General features: G+C 65.2%; 24 protein-coding genes and 1 pseudogene. 21 read left to right on the top strand and 4 right to left on the bottom strand.

Annotated elements, in window-relative coordinates; translation table 11 throughout:
- Together JMJ54_RS08645 and JMJ54_RS08650 are read left to right on the top strand one after the other, a co-directional pair.
- On the top strand, positions 1–1,185 hold the full coding sequence (locus tag JMJ54_RS08645) for an NnrS family protein (protein WP_203537831.1): 1,185 nt from the start codon (positions 1–3) through the stop codon (positions 1,183–1,185).
- Positions 1,186–1,376: 191 nt separating this feature from the next.
- Entirely contained in the window at positions 1,377–2,753 is a 1,377-nt protein-coding gene (locus JMJ54_RS08650) for a NarK family nitrate/nitrite MFS transporter (protein WP_203537833.1), read from the top strand.
- Between the two features lie 48 nt (positions 2,754–2,801).
- On the opposite strand, the gene JMJ54_RS19625 is transcribed toward JMJ54_RS08650, so the two are convergent.
- Entirely contained in the window at positions 2,802–2,948 is a 147-nt protein-coding gene (locus tag JMJ54_RS19625; RefSeq protein ID WP_203537835.1) for a hypothetical protein, read from the bottom strand.
- A complete protein-coding gene (locus JMJ54_RS19630; RefSeq protein ID WP_373310138.1) occupies positions 2,930–3,241 on the bottom strand; it encodes an NAD(P)H-dependent oxidoreductase in 312 nt (103 codons plus the stop codon). Before JMJ54_RS19630 ends, JMJ54_RS19625 begins: the two co-directional genes overlap by 19 nt.
- Here JMJ54_RS19630 and JMJ54_RS19205 point away from each other — a divergent pair.
- The 19 genes and pseudogenes from JMJ54_RS19205 (at position 3,134) to JMJ54_RS08750 (ending at position 19,812) form a co-directional block, all read left to right on the top strand.
- Positions 3,134–3,370 (top strand): hypothetical protein, encoded by a 237-nt coding sequence (locus JMJ54_RS19205; RefSeq protein ID WP_238999990.1) that lies wholly within the window; start codon positions 3,134–3,136, stop codon positions 3,368–3,370. The genes JMJ54_RS19630 and JMJ54_RS19205 overlap by 108 nt on opposite strands.
- Positions 3,371–3,466: 96 nt before the next feature.
- The gene (locus JMJ54_RS08665) at positions 3,467–7,162 is read left to right on the top strand and encodes a nitrate reductase subunit alpha (protein ID WP_203537839.1); all 3,696 of its coding nucleotides are present in this window, start codon (positions 3,467–3,469) and stop codon (positions 7,160–7,162) included.
- Positions 7,159–8,709: a nitrate reductase subunit beta gene (gene narH / locus JMJ54_RS08670; RefSeq protein WP_203537841.1), complete on the top strand. Its 1,551-nt coding sequence runs from the start codon at positions 7,159–7,161 to the stop codon at positions 8,707–8,709. Before JMJ54_RS08665 ends, narH begins: the two co-directional genes overlap by 4 nt.
- A 3-nt stretch (positions 8,710–8,712) precedes the next feature.
- Complete coding sequence (gene narJ, locus JMJ54_RS08675; RefSeq protein WP_203537843.1) at positions 8,713–9,372, top strand: nitrate reductase molybdenum cofactor assembly chaperone; 660 nt, start codon at positions 8,713–8,715, stop codon at positions 9,370–9,372.
- Entirely contained in the window at positions 9,369–10,055 is a 687-nt protein-coding gene (narI, locus tag JMJ54_RS08680; protein ID WP_189459878.1) for a respiratory nitrate reductase subunit gamma, read from the top strand. The genes narJ and narI overlap by 4 nt, the downstream gene beginning before the upstream one ends.
- 253 nt (positions 10,056–10,308) lie before the next feature.
- Positions 10,309–11,943 (top strand): alpha-keto acid decarboxylase family protein, encoded by a 1,635-nt coding sequence (locus JMJ54_RS08685; RefSeq protein WP_203537845.1) that lies wholly within the window; start codon positions 10,309–10,311, stop codon positions 11,941–11,943.
- Positions 11,944–12,291, top strand: a complete 348-nt coding sequence (locus JMJ54_RS08690) for a TfoX/Sxy family protein (RefSeq protein WP_203537847.1) — start codon at positions 11,944–11,946, stop codon at positions 12,289–12,291. It begins immediately after the preceding gene.
- Between the two features lie 144 nt (positions 12,292–12,435).
- On the top strand, positions 12,436–13,029 hold the full coding sequence (hisB, locus tag JMJ54_RS08695; protein WP_203537849.1) for an imidazoleglycerol-phosphate dehydratase HisB: 594 nt from the start codon (positions 12,436–12,438) through the stop codon (positions 13,027–13,029).
- Position 13,030: 1 nt separating this feature from the next.
- Positions 13,031–13,675 carry an imidazole glycerol phosphate synthase subunit HisH gene (gene hisH / locus JMJ54_RS08700; RefSeq protein ID WP_203537851.1) on the top strand — a complete coding sequence of 215 codons (645 nt, stop codon included), beginning with the start codon at positions 13,031–13,033 and terminating at the stop codon, positions 13,673–13,675.
- A 10-nt stretch (positions 13,676–13,685) separates the two neighbouring features.
- Positions 13,686–13,895 carry a hypothetical protein gene (locus JMJ54_RS08705; RefSeq protein ID WP_203537853.1) on the top strand — a complete coding sequence of 70 codons (210 nt, stop codon included), beginning with the start codon at positions 13,686–13,688 and terminating at the stop codon, positions 13,893–13,895.
- A gap of 8 nt (positions 13,896–13,903) precedes the next feature.
- A complete protein-coding gene (gene hisA, locus JMJ54_RS08710; protein WP_203537855.1) occupies positions 13,904–14,656 on the top strand; it encodes a 1-(5-phosphoribosyl)-5-[(5-phosphoribosylamino)methylideneamino]imidazole-4-carboxamide isomerase in 753 nt (250 codons plus the stop codon).
- The gene (gene hisF / locus JMJ54_RS08715) at positions 14,656–15,423 is read left to right on the top strand and encodes an imidazole glycerol phosphate synthase subunit HisF (RefSeq protein ID WP_203537857.1); all 768 of its coding nucleotides are present in this window, start codon (positions 14,656–14,658) and stop codon (positions 15,421–15,423) included. Before hisA ends, hisF begins: the two co-directional genes overlap by 1 nt.
- Positions 15,420–15,809 carry a phosphoribosyl-AMP cyclohydrolase gene (gene hisI / locus JMJ54_RS08720; protein WP_203537859.1) on the top strand — a complete coding sequence of 130 codons (390 nt, stop codon included), beginning with the start codon at positions 15,420–15,422 and terminating at the stop codon, positions 15,807–15,809. Before hisF ends, hisI begins: the two co-directional genes overlap by 4 nt.
- A gap of 145 nt (positions 15,810–15,954) precedes the next feature.
- Complete coding sequence (locus tag JMJ54_RS08725; RefSeq protein WP_203537861.1) at positions 15,955–16,281, top strand: phosphoribosyl-ATP diphosphatase; 327 nt, start codon at positions 15,955–15,957, stop codon at positions 16,279–16,281.
- A gap of 12 nt (positions 16,282–16,293) precedes the next feature.
- A complete protein-coding gene (locus JMJ54_RS08730; RefSeq protein WP_203537864.1) occupies positions 16,294–16,650 on the top strand; it encodes a histidine triad nucleotide-binding protein in 357 nt (118 codons plus the stop codon).
- Positions 16,651–16,674: 24 nt separating this feature from the next.
- On the top strand, positions 16,675–16,893 hold the full coding sequence (gene tatA, locus JMJ54_RS08735) for a Sec-independent protein translocase subunit TatA (protein WP_203537866.1): 219 nt from the start codon (positions 16,675–16,677) through the stop codon (positions 16,891–16,893).
- Positions 16,894–16,896: 3 nt separating this feature from the next.
- A pseudogene (locus JMJ54_RS19635) lies at positions 16,897–17,041 on the top strand (Sec-independent protein translocase subunit TatA/TatB); the annotation flags it as partial.
- Between the two features lie 299 nt (positions 17,042–17,340).
- Positions 17,341–18,072 carry a twin-arginine translocase subunit TatC gene (tatC, locus tag JMJ54_RS08745; RefSeq protein ID WP_203537870.1) on the top strand — a complete coding sequence of 244 codons (732 nt, stop codon included), beginning with the start codon at positions 17,341–17,343 and terminating at the stop codon, positions 18,070–18,072.
- A 6-nt stretch (positions 18,073–18,078) separates the two neighbouring features.
- Entirely contained in the window at positions 18,079–19,812 is a 1,734-nt protein-coding gene (locus JMJ54_RS08750) for a PglL family O-oligosaccharyltransferase (protein ID WP_203537872.1), read from the top strand.
- Positions 19,813–19,875: 63 nt separating this feature from the next.
- On the opposite strand, the gene JMJ54_RS08755 is transcribed toward JMJ54_RS08750, so the two are convergent.
- Positions 19,876–20,178: a P-II family nitrogen regulator gene (locus JMJ54_RS08755; RefSeq protein WP_203537874.1), complete on the bottom strand. Its 303-nt coding sequence runs from the start codon at positions 20,176–20,178 to the stop codon at positions 19,876–19,878.
- Positions 20,179–20,187: 9 nt separating this feature from the next.
- Positions 20,188–21,123, bottom strand: coding sequence for a sodium-dependent bicarbonate transport family permease (locus tag JMJ54_RS08760; RefSeq protein WP_203537876.1), 936 nt, complete (start codon positions 21,121–21,123; stop codon positions 20,188–20,190).
- Positions 21,124–21,168 lie beyond the last annotated feature (45 nt).

Consider the following 21,168-nt stretch of genomic DNA (forward strand, 5'->3'; position numbering starts at 1 on the left):
ATGAACCGACTCTGGGACGCGCCGCACCGCGCGGCATTCTTCTTCGGCGGCCTCGGCGCCGTACTGGCACTGGCGTGGTGGGCGGCCGAGATGGTCATGCGCCTGCACGGCGGCTCGACCCACAGCGCGATTCCGGTGATGTGGCTGCACGCCGACCTGATGTTGTTCGGCTTCTTCCCGCTGTTCATGCTCGGCTTCATCTATACCGCCGGGCCGAAGTGGCTGAACGTCGAGCCGCCGCCGCTGAACGCGTGGGCGCCGGCAATCCTCGCTTACACCACCGGCACGGCGTTGCAGCTGGCCGCGCTGCGCTGGCCGATGGCGTGGTCGCTCGGTGATGCAATGCACTGGATCGCCTGGGTCGGCGCAACGATCTTGTGGATCGGCCGGATGCGCGCCAGCCGCGCACCGGACAAGAAACACGCGACTGCGGTGGCGTTCGCCTTCGGCCTCGGCGCGATTGCGCTGGCGACGATGGTCGGCGTGTCGTGGTTCGGCATCGCTGCAGCCTTCCAGCCGGCGGTGACGCTCGGCGTCTGGGGCTTCCTGCTGCCGGTGTTCCTTGCCGTCACCCACCGGATGCTGCCGTTCTTCTCGGCCAACGTCATCGCAGGCTATACCGCGTGGCGGCCGGGCTGGCTGCTTGGCGCTTTTGTCGTGCTGCCGTGGGCGCATGGTGGTTTCGTGCTGATGCAGTTCAACCCGGTGGCCGTCGACGTGCTGTTCGCCGGGCTGCTGCTGTACACCGGCTGGCGCTGGCGTCTGTTCGCATCGTTCAAGAACCGTTTGCTGGCGATGCTGCACGCGTCGTTCGCGTGGGCCGGCATCGCCATGCTGCTGTTCGTGGCGCAGGACATTGCCGATGCACTCGGTCAGCCGCTGTTCGCCTTCGCGCCACTGCATGCATTGACGATCGGCTTCTTCGCGACGATGCTGCTCGGCTTCGTTACCCGGGTGACGATGGGGCATTCGGGACGGCCGCTGGTGGCCGGTGCGGTGACGTGGACCGCGTACTGGCTGCTGCACGGCGTTGCGCTGGCGCGCGTCGCCAGCGAAATCTGGCCACAGGCGCAGTTCGCACTGCATGCCGCTGCCGGCATTGGCGCCTTGCTGGCCTTCGTGGTCTGGGCGGGGCAGGCCTTGCCGATCTACCTGAAGGCAAGGGCGGACGGTCAGCCGGGCTGAGCGTCGACGCCGATCGCCGCCTAGTCCGAAAGGACTAGCCGGGCCAACCGTTCGGCGTGCCGGCCCTGAGCCGATGGCGAATGGCCGGATTGCGGGGCCGGGACTACATTGCGTGCAATGGCTTCCTGAGGGAGGCTGTACTACCGTTCAAATCATGCGGCGCGCCAGCGCCCGCCAACGGGGATTACGCAATGTCCAATGCCTTGATCAAACGCTGGGAGCCCGAAGATCCGGTCTTCTGGCAGGAAACGGGGTCGCACGTCGCCAAACGCAATCTGTGGATCTCGATCCCCTGCCTGCTGCTGGCCTTCTCGTGTTCGATCGTCTGGAGCATCGTGGTGCTGAAGATGCCGCTGGTGGGCTTCTCGTACACCAAGGACCAGCTCTTCCTGCTCACCGCCTTGCCGTCGCTGTCGGGCGCCACGCTGCGGATCTTCTACAGCTTCCTGCCGTCGATGATGGGCGGGCGCAAGTGGACGACGATCTCGACCGCCTCCTTGCTGATTCCGGCCATCTGGCTCGGCTATGCGGTGCAGGATCCGACCACGCCGTATCCGGTGATGCTGATCATCGCGCTGCTGACCGGCTTCGGCGGCGGCAACTTCGCCAGCTCGATGGCCAACATCGCCTACTTCTTCCCGAAGTCGCAGAAGGGCTACGCCAACGGCATGAATGCCGGCCTCGGCAACCTCGGCGTGTCGATTGCCCAGTTCGTGATGCCGCTGGCGATTACCGTCGGCATGTTCGGCGCCTTCGGCGGCAACCCGCAGGCGCTGCCCAACGGCGGCGAGATCTGGCTGCAGAACGCCACCTTCGTCTGGGTGCCCTTCGTCGTCGCCGCGACGCTGGCCGCATGGTTCGGCATGAACGACCTCGCATCGGCGAAGGCCTCTTTCGCCGAGCAGGCGGTGATCTTCAAGCGCAAGCACAACTGGCTGATGTGCTGGCTCTACCTCGGCACCTTCGGCAGCTTCATCGGCTTCTCGGCCGGCTTCATGCTGCTGTCCAAGACCCAGTTCCCCGAGGTTGATCCGACCAAGGTTGCCTTCATCGGCCCGTTGATCGGTGCGCTGATCCGCCCCATCGGCGGCATGGTGTCGGACAAGGTCGGCGGCGCACGCGTCACGCTCGGCATCTTCGTCGGCATGGTGATCGCGGTGTTCGGCGTACTGGCCTTCCTGCCGGGTGCCAGCGGTGCCGGCAGCTTCATGGGCTTCTTCCTGTGCTTCCTCGCGCTGTTCCTGCTGGCCGGGATCGGCAACGGCTCGACCTACCGGATGATCCCGACGATCTTCTCGACGCTGGCGATGCGCGAAGCCAAGGGGCGCGATGCCGCGTCGATCAAGGAAGCCGAAGCAGACGGCGCACGCGAATCGGCGGCAGCCGGCGGTTTCATCAGCGCGATCGGTGCCTACGGCGGCTTCATCATTCCGCAGACCTTCGGTTTCTCGATGAAGGCGACCGGCGCGGCCGAGGCGGCACTGTACGTGTTCATCGCCTTCTACCTGTCGTGCGCGGCCATCACCTGGTGGTACTTCGCGCGCAAGAACGCCGAAATGCCCTGCTGATCCGTCGACTTCAACGTCAGAACCCCGCTTCGGCGGGGTTTTTCCGTTTCAGGGGGCGGAGTCGAGCAGCGTGCGGTAACGCTCGGCGAACGGATCGATGACGGCCAGCGGGGCCTCGCCGACGTCGAGCAGCAGCGGCTCTGCCCAGACCATGCCGCACAGGCGGGCGGTTTCGATCAGCGGCCGCAGCAGCACCGACGGCACCGACTCGCCCCAGCGCGGGCTGGCATAGCTGGCGACGGCCTGCAGGGTCTTGCCGGCCAGCGGCTTCGGGTCGGCCAGCGCCCACGCCGGGTCGAGCACCGTGTATCGAGCCAGACCTTGAGCGAGGCCGGCGGTGCGAACCAGTACAGCGGGAACTGCAGCACCAGCCGGCTCGCATGCGTGCAGGCTTCGCGCTCCTCGTCGACGTCGAGGGCGCCCTCAGAGATCAGCGTGTCGGCGTGGTGCAGCGAGACGTCGCCGGTTTCGGCGAGCATTTCGGCCAGCCGGGCGTGGACGACCGAGCCGCCGAGGTGGGGGTGGGCGAGGATCACGAGGTTGCGCATCTCTTTCTCCGTCTTACCCCTAGTCACTTCGGACTAGGGGCGCTAAGCCGATTGCGCCGCGCCGGCTGATCGTGCGGCGAATGTTGCGTCTGGCATCAGGCTCGTAAGCTCGGTTCATTCACACGAGCGCCCGCGTGCTCGAGCAGAACCGCAACCGGAGGCAGCATGAGCCATTTCCTGGACCGACTGAAGTTCCTCTCCAAGACCCGCGATACCTTCGCCGACGGCCACGGCGCCGTGGTGAACGAAGACCGCCAGTGGGAGAACGGCTACCGCAACCGCTGGACCCACGACAAGGTCGTGCGGTCGACCCACGGCGTCAACTGCACCGGCTCCTGTAGCTGGCGCATCTTCGTCAAGAACGGGCTGATCACCTGGGAGCTGCAGCAGACCGATTACCCGCGCACCCGACCGGACCTGCCGAACCACGAACCGCGCGGCTGCCCGCGCGGTGCTTCCTATTCGTGGTACGTCTACTCGGCACAGCGCGTCAAGCACCCGATGATCCGCGGCCGGCTGGCGCGGCTGTGGCGCGAGGCGCGCAAGACCATGGACCCGATCGCCGCATGGGCGAGCATCGTCGAAGACCCGGCCAAGTCGGCATCGTACAAATCGGTGCGCGGCCTCGGCGGTTTCGTGCGTACCGGCTGGGACGAAGTCACCGAGCTGATCGCTGCGTCGAACGCCTACACGATCAAGAACTACGGCCCGGACCGCGTGGTCGGCTTCTCGCCGATTCCGGCGATGTCGATGGTCAGCTACGCCGCCGGCGCGCGTTACCTCGGCCTGATCGGCGGCGTGCCGCTGTCGTTCTACGACTGGTACTGCGACCTGCCGCCGGCCAGTCCGCAAGTCTGGGGCGAGCAGACCGACGTGCCCGAATCGGCCGACTGGTACAACTCGACCTACCTGATGGTGTGGGGCTCGAACGTGCCGATGACGCGCACGCCGGACGCCCACTTCTACACCGAGGTCCGCTACAAGGGCACCAAGACCGTCGCCGTATCGAGCGACTTCGGCGAAATGGTCAAGTTCGGCGACCTGTGGATGGCGCCGAAGCAGGGGACCGACGCGGCGCTGGCGATGGCGATGGGCCACGTGGTGCTGAACGAATTCCACAAGACCGGCGCCTCGGATTACTTCCGCGACTACGGCAAGCAGTACACCGACTTCCCGATGCTGGTGACCTTGCGCGCCAAGGATGGCGGCTTCGTTGCCGACCACTTCCTGCGTGCCTCGCAACTGCCGGAGAACCTCGGCGAAGCGAAGAACCCGGACTGGAAGACGGTGCTGATCGATGCCGCCACCGGCGCGCTGACGGTGCCGAACGGCACGATCGGCTCGCGCTGGAACGAGGGTGAGGGCCGCAAAGGCAAGTGGAACCTCGAAATGAAGAACGTCGCCGACGGCGCCGGGATCGATCCGCTGCTGTCGCTCAAGGGCGCGCACGACGAGGTCGCCTCGGTCGGCTTCGACTACTTCGGCGGTGAAGCCGAAGACCTGCTGTTCCGCAACGTCCCGGCCAAACGCGTGACGCTGGCCGACGGTTCGACCGCGCTGGTCGCGACCGTTTACGACCTGCTGCTCGCCAACTATGGCGTCGACAACGGCATGGGCGGCGGCAACGTCGCGACCTCGTACGCCGACGACATCGCCTACACCCCGGCGTGGCAGGTCAAGCACACCGGCGTGCCGGCGATCGACGTCGAGACCGTCGCGCGCGAGTTCGCCCAGAACGCCCACGACACCCACGGCAAGAGCATGGTGATCGTCGGTGCGGCGCTGAACCACTGGTTCCACAACGACATGACCTACCGCGGCATCATCAACCTGCTGATGATGTGCGGCTGCGTCGGCCAGAGCGGTGGCGGCTGGGCGCATTACGTCGGCCAGGAAAAGCTGCGTCCGCAACCGGGCTGGACACCGCTGGCGTTCGCGCTCGACTGGCAGCGCCCGGCGCGCCAGATGAACGGCACCTCGTTCTTCTACGCCCACACCAGCCAGTGGCGGCACGAAAAACTCTCGGTCTCCGAAATCCTCGGCCCGAGCGCCAATGTCGATGCGTACAAGGACCTGTCGCTGATCGACTTCAACGCCAAGGCCGAACGGATGGGCTGGCTGCCGAGCGCGCCGCAGCTCGAAACCAACCCGCTCGACGTTGTGCGCCAAGCCGAAGCCGCCGGCCGCAACCCGGCCGAGTTCGCTGCCGAACAGCTGAAATCCGGCCAGCTCAACATGAGCTGCGACGATCCGGACAACCCGAAGAACTTCCCGCGCAACCTCTTCGTCTGGCGCTCGAATCTTTTGGGCAGCTCGGGCAAGGGCCACGAGTACTTCCTCAAGTATTTGCTCGGCACGCAGAACGCCGTGTTCTCGGATGAAAACGATGCAATCACGCCGTCCGAAATCAAGGTGCGCCCGGCCGCCGAAGGCAAGCTCGACCTCTTGACGGTGCTCGACTTCCGGATGAGCACGACCTGCCTGTACGGCGACGTCGTGCTGCCGACGGCGACCTGGTACGAGAAGGACGACCTCAACACCTCGGATATGCACCCCTTCATCCACCCGCTGTCCGAAGCCGTGCAGCCGCTGTGGCAGAGCAAGACCGACTGGGAAATCTACAAGGCCATCGCGAAGAAGTTCACCGAACTCGCCGGCCCCTACCTCGGCGTGCAGAAGGATCTGGTCCTGACGCCGCTGATGCACGACAGCCCGGGCGAGCTGGGCCAGCCGTTTGCACCGAAGGACTGGAAGAAGGGCGAGTGCGACCTGATTCCGGGCAAGACCGCGCCGAACATGACCGTGGTCGAGCGTGATTACGCGCGCATTTACGAGAAGTTCACCACCATCGGCCCGCTGCTGAAGAACGTGAACAACGGCGGCAAGGGCATCTTCTGGCAGACCGGTCATGAAATCGACGAGCTGGCCGCACTGAACGGCGTTGCCGCCAACGGCCAGCCGAAGCTCGACACCGCGATCGATGCGGCCGAAATGATCCTGACGCTGGCGCCGGAAACCAACGGCCATGTGGCGGTGAAATCGTGGGCGGCGCTGTCCGAGGTCACCGGCCGCGACCACACCCATCTGGCGAACGGCCGCGAGCATGAAAAAATCCGCTTCCGCGACGTGCAGGCGCAGCCGCGCAAGATCATTTCCTCGCCGACCTGGTCGGGCATCGAATCGGAAGAGGTCAGCTACAACGCCGGTTACACCAACGTCCACGAGCTGATTCCATGGCGCACGCTGACCGGCCGCCAGCAGTTCTACCAGGACCACCGCTGGATGCTCGACTTCGGTGAAGGCTTTGCCGTCTACAAGCCGGCGATCGACCTGAAGACGGTGCAGCCGATGCTCGGCCGCCAGCCGAACGGCGAGCAGGAGATCGTGCTCAACTTCATCACGCCGCACCAGAAGTGGGGCATCCACTCCACCTATTCGGACAACCTGCGGATGCTGACCTTGAGCCGCGGCGGCCCGCACGTGTGGCTGTCGGAAACCGACGCGAAGAAGGCCGGCATCGAGGACAACGACTGGATCGAGGTGTTCAACGTCAACGGCACGCTGACTGCCCGCGCCGTGGTGAGCCAGCGCGTTCCGGAAGGCATGACGCTGATGTACCACGCGCAGGAAAAGATCATCAACGTGCCGGGTGCCGAGCAGAGCGGCAAGCGCGGCGGCATCCACAACTCGGTGACGCGCACGGTGACCAAGCCGACGCACATGATCGGTGGTTACGCGCAGCAGGCCTATGGCTTCAACTACTACGGCACCGTCGGCGCCAACCGTGACGAGTTCGTCGTGATCCGCAAGATGAAGAAGGTCGACTGGATGGAAGGCGAACTCAAGGGAGAAAAAGCATGAAGATTCGCGCCCAGGTAGCGATGGTGCTCAACCTCGACAAGTGCATCGGCTGCCATACCTGTTCGGTCACCTGCAAGAACGTCTGGACTTCGCGCGACGGCGTCGAGTACGCGTGGTTCAACAACGTCGAGACCAAGCCCGGCATCGGTTACCCGAAGGAGTGGGAAAACCAGAAGAAGTGGAAGGGTGGCTGGAAACGGCTCCCGAACGGCAAGCTCGAACCGCGTCAGGGCGGCAAGCTGCGCATCCTGGCGAGCATGTTCGCCAACCCGAACCTGCCCGAGATCGACGACTACTACGAGCCGTTTACCTTCGATTACGACCGGCTGCAGAACGCACCCGAAGTCGAAACGCCGCCGACCGCAAGGCCGGTGTCGGTGATCACCGGCAAGAAGATGGACAAGATCAACTGGGGCCCGAACTGGGAAGACGACCTTGGCGGCGAGTTCGCCAAGCGTTCGAAGGACCAGCTGTTCGAAGACGTGCAGAAGGAGATGTACAGCACGTTCGAGAACACCTTCATGATGTACCTGCCGCGCCTGTGCGAGCACTGCCTGAACCCGGCCTGTGTCGCCTCGTGCCCGTCGGGCTCGGTGTACAAGCGCGAGGACGACGGCATCGTGCTGGTCGACCAGGACAAGTGCCGCGGCTGGCGCATGTGCGTGTCGGGCTGCCCGTACAAGAAGATCTATTACAACTGGCAGAGCGGCAAGGCCGAGAAGTGCACCTTCTGCTTCCCGCGCATCGAGGGCGGCCAGCCGACCGTGTGCTCGGAATCGTGCGTCGGCCGGATCCGCTACCTCGGCGTCATCCTCTATGACGCCGACCGGATCGAAGCCGCTGCCAGCGTTGCCGATGAAAAGGACCTGTACAAGGCCCAGCTGCAGGTCTTCCTCGACCCGCATTCGGACGCGATCATCGAAGAAGCCCGCCGTCAGGGCATTCCGGATTCGTGGCTGACCGCTGCGCAGAAGTCGCCGGTCTACAAGATGGCGATGGAATGGAAGGTGGCTTTCCCGCTGCACCCGGAATACCGCACCCTGCCGATGGTCTGGTACATCCCGCCGCTGTCGCCGATCCAGTCGGCGGCCGAACGCGGCTTGATGAACCAGAAGGGCCTGCTGCCCGACGTCAGCGAAATGCGCATTCCGGTCAAGTATCTGGCCAACCTGCTGACCGCCGGCGACGAAGCGCCGGTGCTGTCGGCGCTCGAACGGATGCTGGCAATGCGCGTCTACATGCGCGGCAAATCGGTGCACGGCAGCGAAGACCTCGAAGTGCTCAAGCAGGTCGGGCTGACGCAGGCGCAGGTCGAGGACATGTACAAGATCATGGCGATCGCCAATTACGAAGACCGTTTCGTGATTCCGAGCAGCCACAAGGAAGAGGTCGAGGACAGCTTCAACGACAAGGCCGCCTGCGGCTTCACCTTCGGCAACGGCTGCTCGGGCGGCACCTCGCCGCAGGGGCTGTTCGGCACGCGCAAGGAAGGCTCGGTGATCTTCGTCGACATGCCCAAATCCCGGAAGAACAAGGCGGAGGTGTAAACCATGACGACCGACACACTGCATTTCCGTGTCCTCTCGGCGCTGCTGCAGTACCCGGAAGCCGAACTGATCGACGCGCTGCCCGAGCTCGACGCCGCGCTGGCACAGGCGCCGACGGGGCTGCGCATCACCGTCGCGCCGCTGCTGACCGAACTGGCGGCCGGTGACCTGATCGCCGCGCAGGAAGGCTATGTCGCGACGTTCGACCGCTCGCGCGGCCACTCGCTGCACCTGTTCGAGCACATCCACGGCGAAAGCCGCGAACGCGGCCCGGCGCTCGTCGACCTGATGAACGCCTACCGCACGCACGGCTTCGAGATCGACGCCAACGAGCTGCCCGACTACCTGCCGCTGTTCCTCGAGTTCCTCGGCAGCGTCGACACCGCCACGGCGCAGGACTTCCTCAACGAGGCGGTCCACGTGATCGCCGCGCTGGCCGAGCGCCTCGGCGAAGCCGAAAGCCGCTACGCCTGCGTGATGAACGCGCTGGTCGCGCTCGCCAGCGTCAAGATCCAGCCGCTGGTCGCACCGCCGATCCGCGACATGGACGAAATGCTCGAAACCTTCGGACCCGGTGCCGACGGCACCGAACCGCTGCTGTCGCAGGCCGCAGGGCCCCAGACGGTGAAGTTCTACCCGCGCAATCAGGAGGCCCGGCCATGACTTACCTGCATCACTTCGTTTTCGGGGTCTACCCGTACATCGGTCTGGCGATCTTCCTGTTCGGCAGCCTGGTGCGCTTCGAGCGCGAGCAGTACACGTGGAAGAGCGACTCGAGCCAGCTGATCGACCGCCGTCTGCTGCGTGCCGGTTCCTACCTGTTCCATATCGGCGTGCTCGGTGTTTTTGCCGGTCACCTGGTCGGCCTGCTGACGCCGCTGGCGGTGTGGGATGCGCTCGGCGTGAGCCACGGTGCCAAGCAGCTGCTGGCGATGGTCGCCGGCGGTATCTTCGGCGGCATGGGGCTGATTGGCGCGCTGATCCTGATCTACCGCCGCTTTTCGAGCGAGCGGCTGCGCGCGATCACCACCTGGCGCGACAAGCTGACGCTGGGCTGGATCACCGTGACGCTGATCCTCGGCCTGTCGACGATCTTCGTTTCGAAGGATCACCTCGACGGCCACATGATGACGCTGTTCATGGAGTGGGCGCAGCGCATCGTCACCTTCCGTGGCGACGCGGCGAACTACATCGTCGACGCCCCGGGGATCTTCAAGCTGCACATCTTCATGGGCATGACGCTGTTCGTGATTTTCCCGTTCACCCGGCTGGTGCACGTGTGGAGCGGCTTCGGTGCCGCCGGCTACGTGACCCGGGCGTGGCAGCTGGTGCGGCCGCGAGGCTGAGTGCGAGTTACCGACGTGAAAAGGGCGCCAGCGGGCGCCCTTTTTTTCGATCGGGTCGGGACGCCGGGCTTGGCGTCTCCGGCAGGCCACGGCGCACGGATACCGGGCCGCCCCGGGGCGCCGGCATACGGGGGTACAAAATCCGGCGCCGGTTTCTGGTGTATTTCGTACGAGAAACTTAATCAAATATTCAGATATTGCATCGGCAACCCCGGTCTAGATTGATAGCAGGTCCACGACGCCGGAGAACGTCATGAGCACCAGCATCGGTCAGTACCTGCTGCAACGGCTGCACGAAGAAGGCGTGCGCCACGTCTTCGGCGTGCCCGGCGACTACATCCTGCGCTGGTACCAGCAACTGGCGCACAGCGAACTCACCCAGGTCGGCACCACGCGCGAGGACAACGCAGCGTTTGCCGCCGACGCCTATGCCCGGGTGCACGGCTTGGGCGCGCTGGCGGTCACCTACGGCGTCGGCGCGCTGTCGGTCGTCAATGCCGTCGCCGGGGCGGCGGCCGAATCGTCGCCGGTGGTGGTGATCTCGGGCGCACCGGGCGTGATCGAGCAGCGCGAACATCCGCTGCTGCACCACCGATTCGGGCCGTACCACTTCCAGCGCGAGATCTTCGAGCGGCTGACGTGCTACTGCGCGGTGCTCGACGACCCGCTGCTGGCGGCAAGGCAGATCGACCGGGCGCTGGCCGCTGCGCGGCGCTACAGCAAGCCGGTATATCTGGAGCTGCCGCGCGACCGTGTCGACACGGTGATTCACCTGCAGCCCGAGTGCGTGTTCGACGACGACGGCAGCGATCCGGACGCACTGGCCGAGGCCGTCGCCGAAACCGTCGCCCTGCTTGCCGGCGCCGAACGCGGTGCGGTGCTTGCCGGGGTCGAATTGCACCGCTACCGGCAGCAGGACGCGCTGGCTGCGCTGGTCGAGCGGCTGCGCTGGCCGGTCGCGGCGACGCTGTCGGGCAAGTCGGTGCTGTCCGAGCAGCATCCGGCCTATCTCGGCGTCTACGAGGGCGCAATGGGTGCCGAGTACGCACGCAGCGTGATCGAGGGCGCCGACATCCTGCTGCTGCTCGGTTCGGCGCTGAACGACGTCGACCTCGGCGTGTTCACCGCCCAGCTCGACCCGCGGCACATGATCCAGGCGCGCAACGACGAGGTGTGCGTCCGACACCACCGTTATCCGAACATCCGGCTGGCCGACTTTCTCGCCGCGCTGATTCCGGCGCTGCCCCCGCCACAGCGCGACTGGCCGGCGCACAGCCTGCCGCTGTCGGCGCCCGGTTTCCCCGAGCCCGGCGACGCGATGACGGTGTCGCGGCTGATCGGCCGGCTCAACGACACGCTGCCGGACGACATGCTCGTCGTCTCGGACACCGGCGACTGCCTGTTCGCGTCGCTCGAACTGCGCACCCACCCGCGCACCGGCTTTCTGGCGTCGGCGTACTACACGACGATGGGCTTCGCGGTGCCGGCGGCGCTCGGCGCCCAGCTCGGCAGCGGACTGCGGCCGCTGGTGCTGGTCGGCGACGGCGCTTTCCAGATGACTGGCACCGAGCTGTCGACCGCGGCATGGAAGGGGCTGAACCCGGTGGTGATCGTGTTCGACAATGGCGGCTACAGCACCGAGCGGTTTATCCTCGACGGACCGTTCAACGACATCGCGCCGTGGCGGCTCGATGCACTTGCCGACGTGTTCGGTCCGCTGTACGCGTTCACCGTCGGCGACGAGCAGGCGTTCGACGCGGCGTGGCAGCACGCGCTCGAGCACAAGGACCGGCCGACGCTGATCGCGGTCAAGCTCGCCGCCGACGATCCGTCGTCGGCGATGCGCCGGCTCGGGGAGTCGCTGGGAAGAACCGTCAAGGGAGGCTGAATGCGCGCACGCAGTGAATATCTCGACTGGCTGATCGACGAGCTGGCGCCGTTGGGGACGATACGTGCCAGATCGATGTTCGGCGGCTGGGGGCTTTACTGCGAAGAGCTGTTTTTCGCCATCGTCGACGACGACGTGCTCTACCTGAAGGCCGATGCGCTCAACCGCGCGGCCTTCGTTGCCGAAGGCGTCGCACCGTTCAGCTACACGGCGCGCGGCAAGGTGCAGACGATGTCCTATTACCGGCTGCCCGACGCCGCGCTCGATGACGCGACTGCGCTGCAGCACTGGGCGCGGACCGGTTTCGAAGCGGCGTTGCGTGCCGCTGCGGCCAAGGCGAGGCGCTAGCAGTCCGGCGTCAACCGGGCCGGTCCCGTACCGAAATGTGCGCAAGCCGGCCACGCATGTCGGCCAGCCCCTTCCCGCAGACGGCAATCTGTTGGAGAATCTGCATTAATTACGTCCAACTCCCGACCGCAATCGGGGCTATCCATGCGTCAGGCTACTGTTACCCGCAATACCCTCGAAACCCAGATCACGGTTTCGGTCAATCTCGACGGCTCCGGCCAGTCCAAATTCGATACCGGCGTGCCGTTCTTCGAGCACATGCTCGACCAGATCGCCCGTCACGGGCTGATCGACCTCGACATCAAGGCAGTCGGCGACCTGCACATCGACGCGCACCACACCGTCGAGGATGTCGGCATCACGCTCGGCCAGGCGTTTGCCAAGGCCGTCGGCGACAAGAAGGGCATCCGCCGCTACGGCCATGCCTACGTGCCGCTCGACGAAGCGCTGTCGCGCGTCGTCGTCGACCTGTCCGGTCGTCCCTGTCTCGAGTACGAGTGCGAATACACGCGCGCGGTGATCGGCGGTTTCGACGTCGACCTGTTCGGCGAGTTCTTCCGCGGTTTCGTCAACCATGCCGCGATCAGCCTGCATATCGACAACCTGAAGGGCAAGAATGCCCACCATCAGGCCGAGACGATTTTCAAGGCCTTGGGCCGCGCGCTGCGCATGGCGGTCGAGCACGACGAACGCATGGCCGGCATCACGCCGTCGACCAAAGGCACGCTGGTAGGCTGACATGGAAAAAATCGCCATTGTCGATTACGGCATGGGCAATCTGCATTCGGTGACCAAGGCGTTCGAGCTGGTTGCCGACGGTCGCGCCGACGTGGTGCTGACGGCCGATCCGGCCGTCGTTGCGTCGGCCGACAAGGTCGTGTTTCCCGGACAGGGCGCGATGCCCGACTGCATGCGCCATCTCGACGAATCGGGTCTGAAGGCCGAAGTCCTCAAGGCCGCCGGTGACCGGCCGTTCCTCGGCATCTGCGTCGGTGCGCAGCTGCTGTTCGCGCGCAGCGAGGAAGGTCCGACCGACAGCCTCGGCGTGTTTCCGGGGCAGGTGGTGCGCTTCCCGCCGGAAAAAATGCTGGATGCAGCCGGCCAGAAGCTCAAGGTGCCGCACATGGGCTGGAACGAGATGTTCATCAAGCATGCCCACCCGCTGTGGCAGGGCATTGCCGATGGCGAGCGCTTCTACTTCGTCCACAGCTATCATTTCTCCGGTGCGGACGATATCGCAGTCATCGAGTCGGCCTACCCGTACCGCTTTGCCGCCGCGGTTGCCCGCGACAACATCTTCGCGATCCAGTGTCATCCCGAGAAGTCGGCCGGCGCGGGTCTGAAGCTGCTGAAGAACTTCGTTGCCTGGGATGGCCGCCAGTAGGAGACTTTGGGTGAAATCACTGCCACAGTGGCTGCGCGAGTCTTTTCGGCAGTCGCTCATGACCGTTGGTGTGCTGGCGCTGGTTTTGCAGTTGTTTGCGCTGTCCGGTTCGCCGTCGCAGATGAACTACCTGCTGTTTTTTGCCATATATTTCCCATTTAGTGCGCTGGTCGCCTGTTTTCGCGCCAGACCGTTCCGTTCCCCGATCACCCAATCGTAACCGTCATCATGCTGATCATTCCTGCTATCGACCTCAAAGACGGCCAGTGCGTTCGCCTGCGCCAGGGCCTTATGAACGACGCCACGGTCTTCTCCGACGACCCGGCCAGCTTCGTCAGCCACTGGCTCGGCCAGGGCGCGCGCCGCATGCATCTGGTTGACCTGAACGGCGCGTTCGCCGGCAAGCCCAAGAACCTCGACGCGGTCAAAAGCATCATCAAGGCGATCGACGGTGAAGTGCCGGTCCAGCTCGGCGGCGGCATCCGCAACCTCGACACGATCGAGATGTACCTCGACGCCGGCATCGACTACGTGATCATCGGTACCGCCGCGGTCAAGCAGCCGGGCTTCCTGCACGAAGCGTGCGATGCCTTCCCGGGCCACATCATCGTCGGTCTCGACGCCAAGGACGGCAAGGTCGCTACCGACGGCTGGGCCAAGGTCACCGACCACGACGTGATCGACCTGGCGCAGCGCTTCGAGGGCTACGGCGTCGAGAGCGTGATCTACACCGACATCGGCCGCGACGGCATGCTCTCGGGCGTGAATATCGAAGCGACCGTGAAACTGGCGCAGGCGCTGCGCATTCCGGTGATCGCCTCGGGTGGCCTGACCAACCTCGACGACGTGCGCAAGCTCGTCGATGTCGAGTCGGAAGGCATCGAAGGCGTGATTACCGGCCGGGCCATCTACGAAGGCACGATCGACTTCAAGGCGGCGCAGGAACTCGCCGACGGCAAGCTCGAAGCCGTGGAAGCCTGATGCCGCTCGCCAAACGCATCATCCCCTGCCTCGACGTGACCGCCGGCCGCGTCGTCAAGGGTGTCAATTTCGTCGGGCTGCGCGACGCCGGAGATCCGGTCGAGATCGCCAAGAAGTACGACGCGCAGGGCGCCGACGAACTGACCTTCCTCGACATCACCGCCAGCTCGGATGACCGCGATCTGATCCTGCACGTGATCGACGCGGTCGCCTCGCAGGTCTTCATCCCGCTGACCGTTGGCGGCGGCGTGCGCAAGGTCGACGACGTGCGCCGGCTGCTCAATGCCGGTGCCGACAAGGTGTCGATCAACACCACGGCCGTCAGCAACCCGGAAGTGGTCGAAGCCGCAGCCAGCCGCTTCGGCAGTCAGGCCATCGTCGTGGCGATCGACGCCAAGGCGGTCGACGACACCAACACCCGTTGGGAAATCTTCACCCACGGCGGCCGCCGGCCGACCGGGCTCGACGCGGTCGAGTGGGCGGTGAAGATGCAGCAGCTCGGCGCCGGTGAAATCCTGCTCACCAGCATGGACCGCGACGGCACCCGGATCGGCTTCAACCTGCCGCTGACGCGCGCGGTGTCGGATGCCGTGGACATTCCGGTAATCGCGTCGGGCGGCGTCGGCAGCCTGCAGCATCTGGTCGACGGCGTGATCGACGGCCATGCCGATGCGGTGCTGGCGGCATCGATCTTCCATTTCGGCGAGTACACGGTGCGTCAGGCCAAGGAAGCAATGCAGCGTGCCGGGATCGAGGTGCGCCTGTGAGCTGGCTCGACGAGATCAAGTGGGACGACAAGGGCCTGGTGCCGGTGATCGCGCAGGATGCGCACACCGGCCGGGTGCTGATGTTCGCCTATGCCAACCGCGAAGCGGTCGAGAAGACGGCCGAGCACGGCACCGCGCATTACTGGACCCGCTCGCGCCAGAAGCTCTGGCACAAGGGCGAGGAAAGCGGCCATTTCCAGCACGTGCTGGAGATCCGCCTCGATTGCGACGGCGACGTGCTGATCTACGTGATCGAGCAGGACGGCGGCATTGCCTGCCACACCGGCCGCGAGAGCTGCTTCTACCGCGTGCTCAGCGACGGCGAGTGGGAAACCGTCGATCCGGTGCTCAAGGATCCGGCCGCGATCTACCACAAGCATCACTGAGCGCTGTGCGCTCGAAACAGGCCGGTTTTCCGGCCTGTTTGCTTTTCCGTTCCCGCTTTTTTTCGGTGTCGGCCGCGTTCATTACGCGAGTGTCACCAAACGGCAATATAATTGCCGCTAAATCACGTGCACTCTGAGGTCCAGCATGGTTTCCAGCGAAATTCTCGACCGCCTTTCGGCGACGCTTGCCAGCCGTCGCGATGCCGATCCGACCACCTCCTACGTTGCCAAGCTCTTCCACAAGGGCCAGGAAGCCATCCTCAAGAAGGTCGGCGAGGAGTCGTTCGAGGTCGTCATGGCCGCCAAGGATGGTGACAGGCGGGCCCTGGTCGGCGAAATCGCCGATCTGTGGTTCCACACGCTGGTGCTGCTGGCCCACGAGGGGCTGAGCCACGAGGACGTGCTGGCCGAGCTGGCGCGGCGCGAAGGGATTTCCGGCATCGATGAAAAAGCATCGCGCCCCAAGGATTGAGACGAGGACAGCATGAGCGACTGCATTTTCTGCAAGCTGGCGAAGGGCGAGTTTCCGACGACCAAGCTCTACGAGGACGACGACATCCTCGTCTTCAACGACCTGCATCCGGTCGCACCGGTGCATTTTCTCGTCGTGCCGAAGCCGCACATCGAATCTCTGGCGCACGCCGAGGTCCAACATCAGGCGCTGCTGGGCAAGCTGATGCTGGTCGCCGCGCGCGTTGCCGCCGAGCAGGGGCTGGCGCAGGGCTTCCGCACCATCATCAATACCGGCGAGGGCGGGGGGCAGAGCGTGTTCCACCTGCACCTGCACGTGATCGGCGGTGCACCGCTGCCGACCAAGATTACCGAACTCAGTACCCACTGATTCGCATTCCAACGGAGAACGTCCATGGGTTCCTTCAGCATCTGGCACTGGCTCATCGTGCTGGTCATCGTCATCCTCGTATTCGGCACCAAGCGTCTGGGCAATATCGGCAAGGACCTCGGATCGGCCGTGCGGGGGTTCAAGGAGGGCATCCGCGAGGGAGAGGGTGACAAGCCCGAGTCCAAGGACGTGCCGGCCGATTCGGGCCGCGTCATCGACGTGGTCGACAAGGACAAGCGCTAAGCCGTGTTCGACGTCAGTCTCGGCGAGTTGGCCGTCATCGGTGCCGTGGCGCTGGTGGTGATCGGCCCGGAGCGCCTGCCGACCGTTGCACGCACCGTGGGTGCGCTGATCGGTCGTGCGCAACGCTTCGTCGGCAGCGTCAAGGCCGACCTCGAACGTGAGGTCCGTGCCAGCGAGCTGGCACAGATCGAAGCCGAGCTGCGCGCCGAGGGCGAGGCACTGAAGCAGACGATTCACGCGCCGGTGACCGAGTTGCGCGAAACGCTGGCCGGCGCCCGCGATGCGCTGAGCGATCCGCTGCCGCCCGCCGTGGCCGAGGCGGCATCGCCGCCCCCCGTTGCCGGTGCGACCGTCCGCGAGATTCCGCAAGCGGACGAGCGCCAGCCCGATCTCTTTGTTGTCGAACCCCCGGCACCTCCACCCGCGCGCGACCGCCGCTGATTCCTGATGAATGCTGCCGATTTCCAGCCGCTCCTGGCCCACCTGATCGAACTGCGCAACCGGCTGGTGCGCGCCGGGCTGGTGTTCCTGCTCGGCTTCGGCGTGTGTTTCGCCTTCTCCGCGCAGCTGTACGACTTCGTCGTCGCGCCGCTGACGCACGTGCTGCCGGGGCAGAAGCTGGTGTCGATCGGCATCGCGACGCCGTTCATGGTCCAGGTGAAGATCGCCGCGCTGGTCGCCTTCATCGCCACGCTGCCGCATACGCTTTACCAAGCGTGGGCCTTCATCGCACCGGGCTTGTACACGCACGAGAAAAGGCTGGTGCTGCCGCTGATCGTCGCCTCGTCGCTGCTGTTTCTTGCGGGCATGGCGTTCGCGTATTTCTTCGTGTTCGGCGTGGTCTTCAAGTTCATCGCCTCGGTCGTGCCGGCGTCGATGCAATGGTTGCCCGATTCCGGCGAATACCTCGATTTCATTTTCGGCATGTTCATCGCCTTCGGAACGACCTTCGAGGTCCCGGTGGCGATTGTCGTGCTCGTGTACCTCAACGTCGTCAACGTCGCGCAGCTGGTGCGCTGGCGGCCTTATGTGATCGTCGGTGCTTTTGTCATCGCCGCGGTGGTGACGCCGCCCGACGTTCTGTCGCAATGCCTGCTGGCGATACCGCTGTGGCTGCTGTACGAGCTCGGCTGTATCGTTGCCCGGCTGATTGTTCCCCGTTCGCCCCTTCCTGCCTGAGTCTGCATGCTCCGCGTTTTCCAAGTCCTGCTTTTCCTGCTTGCCGCCGTCCCCTGCGGCATTCCGTTCCGCTATCCGCCAAATCCGGTGTTTCCGTCCGAGCTGGCCGCGTATTCGCTGGCGACGCTGCTGGTGCTCGCCGTCGCCGGCTTGCCGACCCAAAGGGTCGAAACGACCCGCACGCCGTGGATGGCGATCGTCTGGTTCGGTCTTGCCGCCGTGCTCGGCCTGCAGGCACTGACGATGACGGTGCCGTACTGGTCCGACCTGACGATTCCGGCGCTGTATATGGTGACTGCCGGCATGTCGGTCTGGGCACTGGCGCGCGCGCGTGACGAATTCGGCATCGCGCCGCTGGCACAGGCGCTGGCGTGGGGGCTGGTCGTCGGCGCGCTGTTCAATTCGGCGATCGCGGTCGAACAGATCTACCAGCTGATCACCAGCGGGCCGCGGCTGATTTTCGGCAACATCGGCCAGAAGAACATGTACGGCCACTATCTGGCCTGGGGCTTTGCCTCGGTGATGTGGCTGTCGGCGACCGGCAGGCTGCCGCGCTGGCTGACGGTGACGCTGTCGCTGTGGTTCGCGCTGTCGATGGCCTATTGCGGTTCGCGCTCGCCCTTCCTGTACGCCGTCGCATGGCTGGTGTTCGGCCTTGCACTGGCCTTCGGCAGGCAGGATGTCGTGCGTCGTCTGGGTCGCAATCTGATGATCGCCGGTGCACTGATCATCGCGATGCAGTTCGTCGCACCGCTGATCAACGACGTGATCGGCAGCCTGCTGCGCTCGCAGAACGAAGTGCCGACCGGGCTCGACCGACTCGATTCCAACGGCGCGCGCCGTCTGGTCGAATGGCACAAGGCGTGGCTGACGTTCGAGGCGCATCCGCTGCTCGGCGTCGGCTGGGGCGAGTACCCGGCCCACGGCGTTGCGCTGCAGGTCCAGCCGGAGTTCGCCAAGGTCGTCGAAAGCGTGCTGTTCACCCACGCGCACAACTCGCTGCTGAACCTGATGGCCGAAACCGGCGTCATCGGCACCGGCATCGTCGTACTCGGCATCCTGGCCGCGTTCTTCGGTCTGTGGTCACGTCGCGATGACGACGTGGCGATGTTCGCTGCCGCGCTCGTGGCGGTGTCGATCCTGCATAGCCTGGTCGAATATCCGCTGTGGTACTACCACTTTTTCGGTCCGTTCGCGCTGATGCTCTTCCTCGCCTTCGGCGCCACGCCGCGCAAGGGGCCGGCGGTATCGCGTGGCGGCTTCGCGCTTTACGGCATCGCCTCGGTCGCCGCGGCGGTGTTCGGCGGTCTGACCTACCTGAAGATCTATCCGATCATCGACCCGAGCGACAGCGTGGCGACCAACGAGCGCAACCTGAAGACGCTGGGCGAGTTGCGCCACAACCCGCTGGTCGACTTCTACGCCGATTACGCGCTGTCGAACTACATCACCGCCAGTGCCGAGAACATCGACTGGAAGCTCGGCATCCTCGACCGGCTCAACGCGGTCCGGCCGTATCCGGGCCAGCTGTCCGACGCGGCAATCATGCACGCGATCAAGGGCGATGCTGCGCAGGCGCAGACATTGATGCGTCAGGCCGCATTCGCCTATCCGGAAAGCCTCGACTACTTCCGCGACGAACTGGCACGTTTCCCGAACGACACCCGCGTCCAGGCGCTGGCCAAGCCGGTCGACGAGGGTGAGGCGATGTTCGGCAAGCAGAAGCACGACGGCGAATAGGCGCTGTTTCGACCGCATGAAAAAAAGCCCGGCAATGCCGGGCTTTTTCGTTGCCGAGTCCGGTCAGAACTTCTCGGCGCGCAGCACCCGGACGTCGGTCAGCCACTGCACCAGCGCATAATGCCGGCCGAAGCGTTCGGCGATCGTCGTTGCCAGCTGTTCGGCCGCCGCGGTATCGGCGATCAGCTCGATCTGGATATTGCCGTTGGCGTCGAAGCTGGCGCGTTTTTCGCCGTGCTCGCCCTTGCCGCGGGCTTCGACGATGGTCCAGCCGCGCAGGCCCTGAAGGTGGAACAGATCGACCAGATCGTTTTCCAGCGCGGATTCGGTGACGATGGTCAGCAGGGTACGGGTATGGAAAGTCATCGCGGTTCCTCAGGCAACGGCAAGGGCGAACTGATGGTACAGCGGAATGCCGACCAGCAGGTTGAACGGGAAGGTGATGCCGAGCGCGGCACCGAGCGATAGCGCAGGGTCGGCGCCAGGCACCGCCATCCGCATCGCCGCCGGTGCGGCAATGTACGACGCAGACGCGGCGAGCAGCGCCATCAGCGTCAGGCCTCCGGTCGACATGCCCAGCATCAGGCCGACGCCGATGCCGAGCCAGCTCAGTGCCAGTGGCAGGCCGATGCCGGCCACGAGCAGGAACAACCCCTCGCGCCGCAGGATGCCGATCTTGCCGGCGACGACGAGGCCCATTTCGAGCAGGAACAGCGTCAGCGTCGGCTTGAACAGGTCGACATAAAGCCGGTCGAGCGGCTTGATGCCCTCCGGCCCGGCCAGCGCACCGATCGCCAGACCGCCGAGCAGCAGCACCATGCTCTTGCCCAGCAGCACTTCGTGCAGCAGCTTGCCCCAGCCGTGGCCGGGCGCGGACCGGCTGCCGCGTCGTGCCAGAATCACGCCGATGATCAGCGCCGGCATTTCCAGCAGCACGAGGAACAGCGTCGTCTGCGATTCGAACGCCTCGCCGATCCGCGACAGGTAGGCCACGCCGACGGCGTAGGTGACGACCGAAACCGAGCCGTAGTGGGCCGCAATGCTGGCCGCGTCGACCTGCGGCAGGCGCCAGCGCAGCAGCGGGTAGATGAGTAGCGGAATCGCCGCGCCCATCGCCAGTACCAGCATCGCCTGCGGCAGCAGCGTCAGGATGGGCTGCTTGGCGAGCTCCAGCCCGCCCTTGATGCCGATGCACAGCAGCAGGAACACCGACAGCGTGTCGTACAGCGCGGCGGGGAGCTTGAGGTCCGATTTGGCGACGCCGGCCGCGAGGCCGAGCAGGAAGAAGAGAACGACGGGATCGAAGGACATCGGCAGCGGTCGGCGGTTGGGGCGCCGCGACTCTAGCGTGTTGGC

Source organism: Jeongeupia naejangsanensis, from assembly GCF_016865585.1.
Taxonomy (GTDB): Bacteria; Pseudomonadota; Gammaproteobacteria; order Burkholderiales; family Chitinibacteraceae; genus Jeongeupia; species Jeongeupia naejangsanensis.

Bases quoted from the DNA above. Each gene is read 5' to 3' on its own strand.
- narJ (WP_203537843.1), top strand. From the start codon at position 8,713: ATGACGACCGACACACTGCATTTCCGTGTCCTCTCGGCGCTGCTGCAG.
- JMJ54_RS08750 (WP_203537872.1), top strand. From the start codon at position 18,079: ATGCTCCGCGTTTTCCAAGTCCTGCTTTTCCTGCTTGCCGCCGTCCCC.
- tatC (WP_203537870.1), top strand. From the start codon at position 17,341: ATGAATGCTGCCGATTTCCAGCCGCTCCTGGCCCACCTGATCGAACTG.
- JMJ54_RS08730 (WP_203537864.1), top strand. From the start codon at position 16,294: ATGAGCGACTGCATTTTCTGCAAGCTGGCGAAGGGCGAGTTTCCGACG.
- JMJ54_RS19205 (WP_238999990.1), top strand. From the start codon at position 3,134: ATGCGTGCAGGCTTCGCGCTCCTCGTCGACGTCGAGGGCGCCCTCAGA.
- hisA (WP_203537855.1), top strand. From the start codon at position 13,904: ATGCTGATCATTCCTGCTATCGACCTCAAAGACGGCCAGTGCGTTCGC.
- JMJ54_RS08665 (WP_203537839.1), top strand. From the start codon at position 3,467: ATGAGCCATTTCCTGGACCGACTGAAGTTCCTCTCCAAGACCCGCGAT.
- tatA (WP_203537866.1), top strand. From the start codon at position 16,675: ATGGGTTCCTTCAGCATCTGGCACTGGCTCATCGTGCTGGTCATCGTC.
- JMJ54_RS08690 (WP_203537847.1), top strand. From the start codon at position 11,944: ATGCGCGCACGCAGTGAATATCTCGACTGGCTGATCGACGAGCTGGCG.
- hisH (WP_203537851.1), top strand. From the start codon at position 13,031: ATGGAAAAAATCGCCATTGTCGATTACGGCATGGGCAATCTGCATTCG.
- JMJ54_RS08760 (WP_203537876.1), bottom strand. From the start codon at position 21,123: ATGTCCTTCGATCCCGTCGTTCTCTTCTTCCTGCTCGGCCTCGCGGCC.
- JMJ54_RS08685 (WP_203537845.1), top strand. From the start codon at position 10,309: ATGAGCACCAGCATCGGTCAGTACCTGCTGCAACGGCTGCACGAAGAA.
- hisB (WP_203537849.1), top strand. From the start codon at position 12,436: ATGCGTCAGGCTACTGTTACCCGCAATACCCTCGAAACCCAGATCACG.
- narI (WP_189459878.1), top strand. From the start codon at position 9,369: ATGACTTACCTGCATCACTTCGTTTTCGGGGTCTACCCGTACATCGGT.
- hisF (WP_203537857.1), top strand. From the start codon at position 14,656: ATGCCGCTCGCCAAACGCATCATCCCCTGCCTCGACGTGACCGCCGGC.
- JMJ54_RS08725 (WP_203537861.1), top strand. From the start codon at position 15,955: ATGGTTTCCAGCGAAATTCTCGACCGCCTTTCGGCGACGCTTGCCAGC.
- narH (WP_203537841.1), top strand. From the start codon at position 7,159: ATGAAGATTCGCGCCCAGGTAGCGATGGTGCTCAACCTCGACAAGTGC.
- JMJ54_RS08650 (WP_203537833.1), top strand. From the start codon at position 1,377: ATGTCCAATGCCTTGATCAAACGCTGGGAGCCCGAAGATCCGGTCTTC.
- JMJ54_RS08645 (WP_203537831.1), top strand. From the start codon at position 1: ATGAACCGACTCTGGGACGCGCCGCACCGCGCGGCATTCTTCTTCGGC.
- JMJ54_RS08755 (WP_203537874.1), bottom strand. From the start codon at position 20,178: ATGACTTTCCATACCCGTACCCTGCTGACCATCGTCACCGAATCCGCG.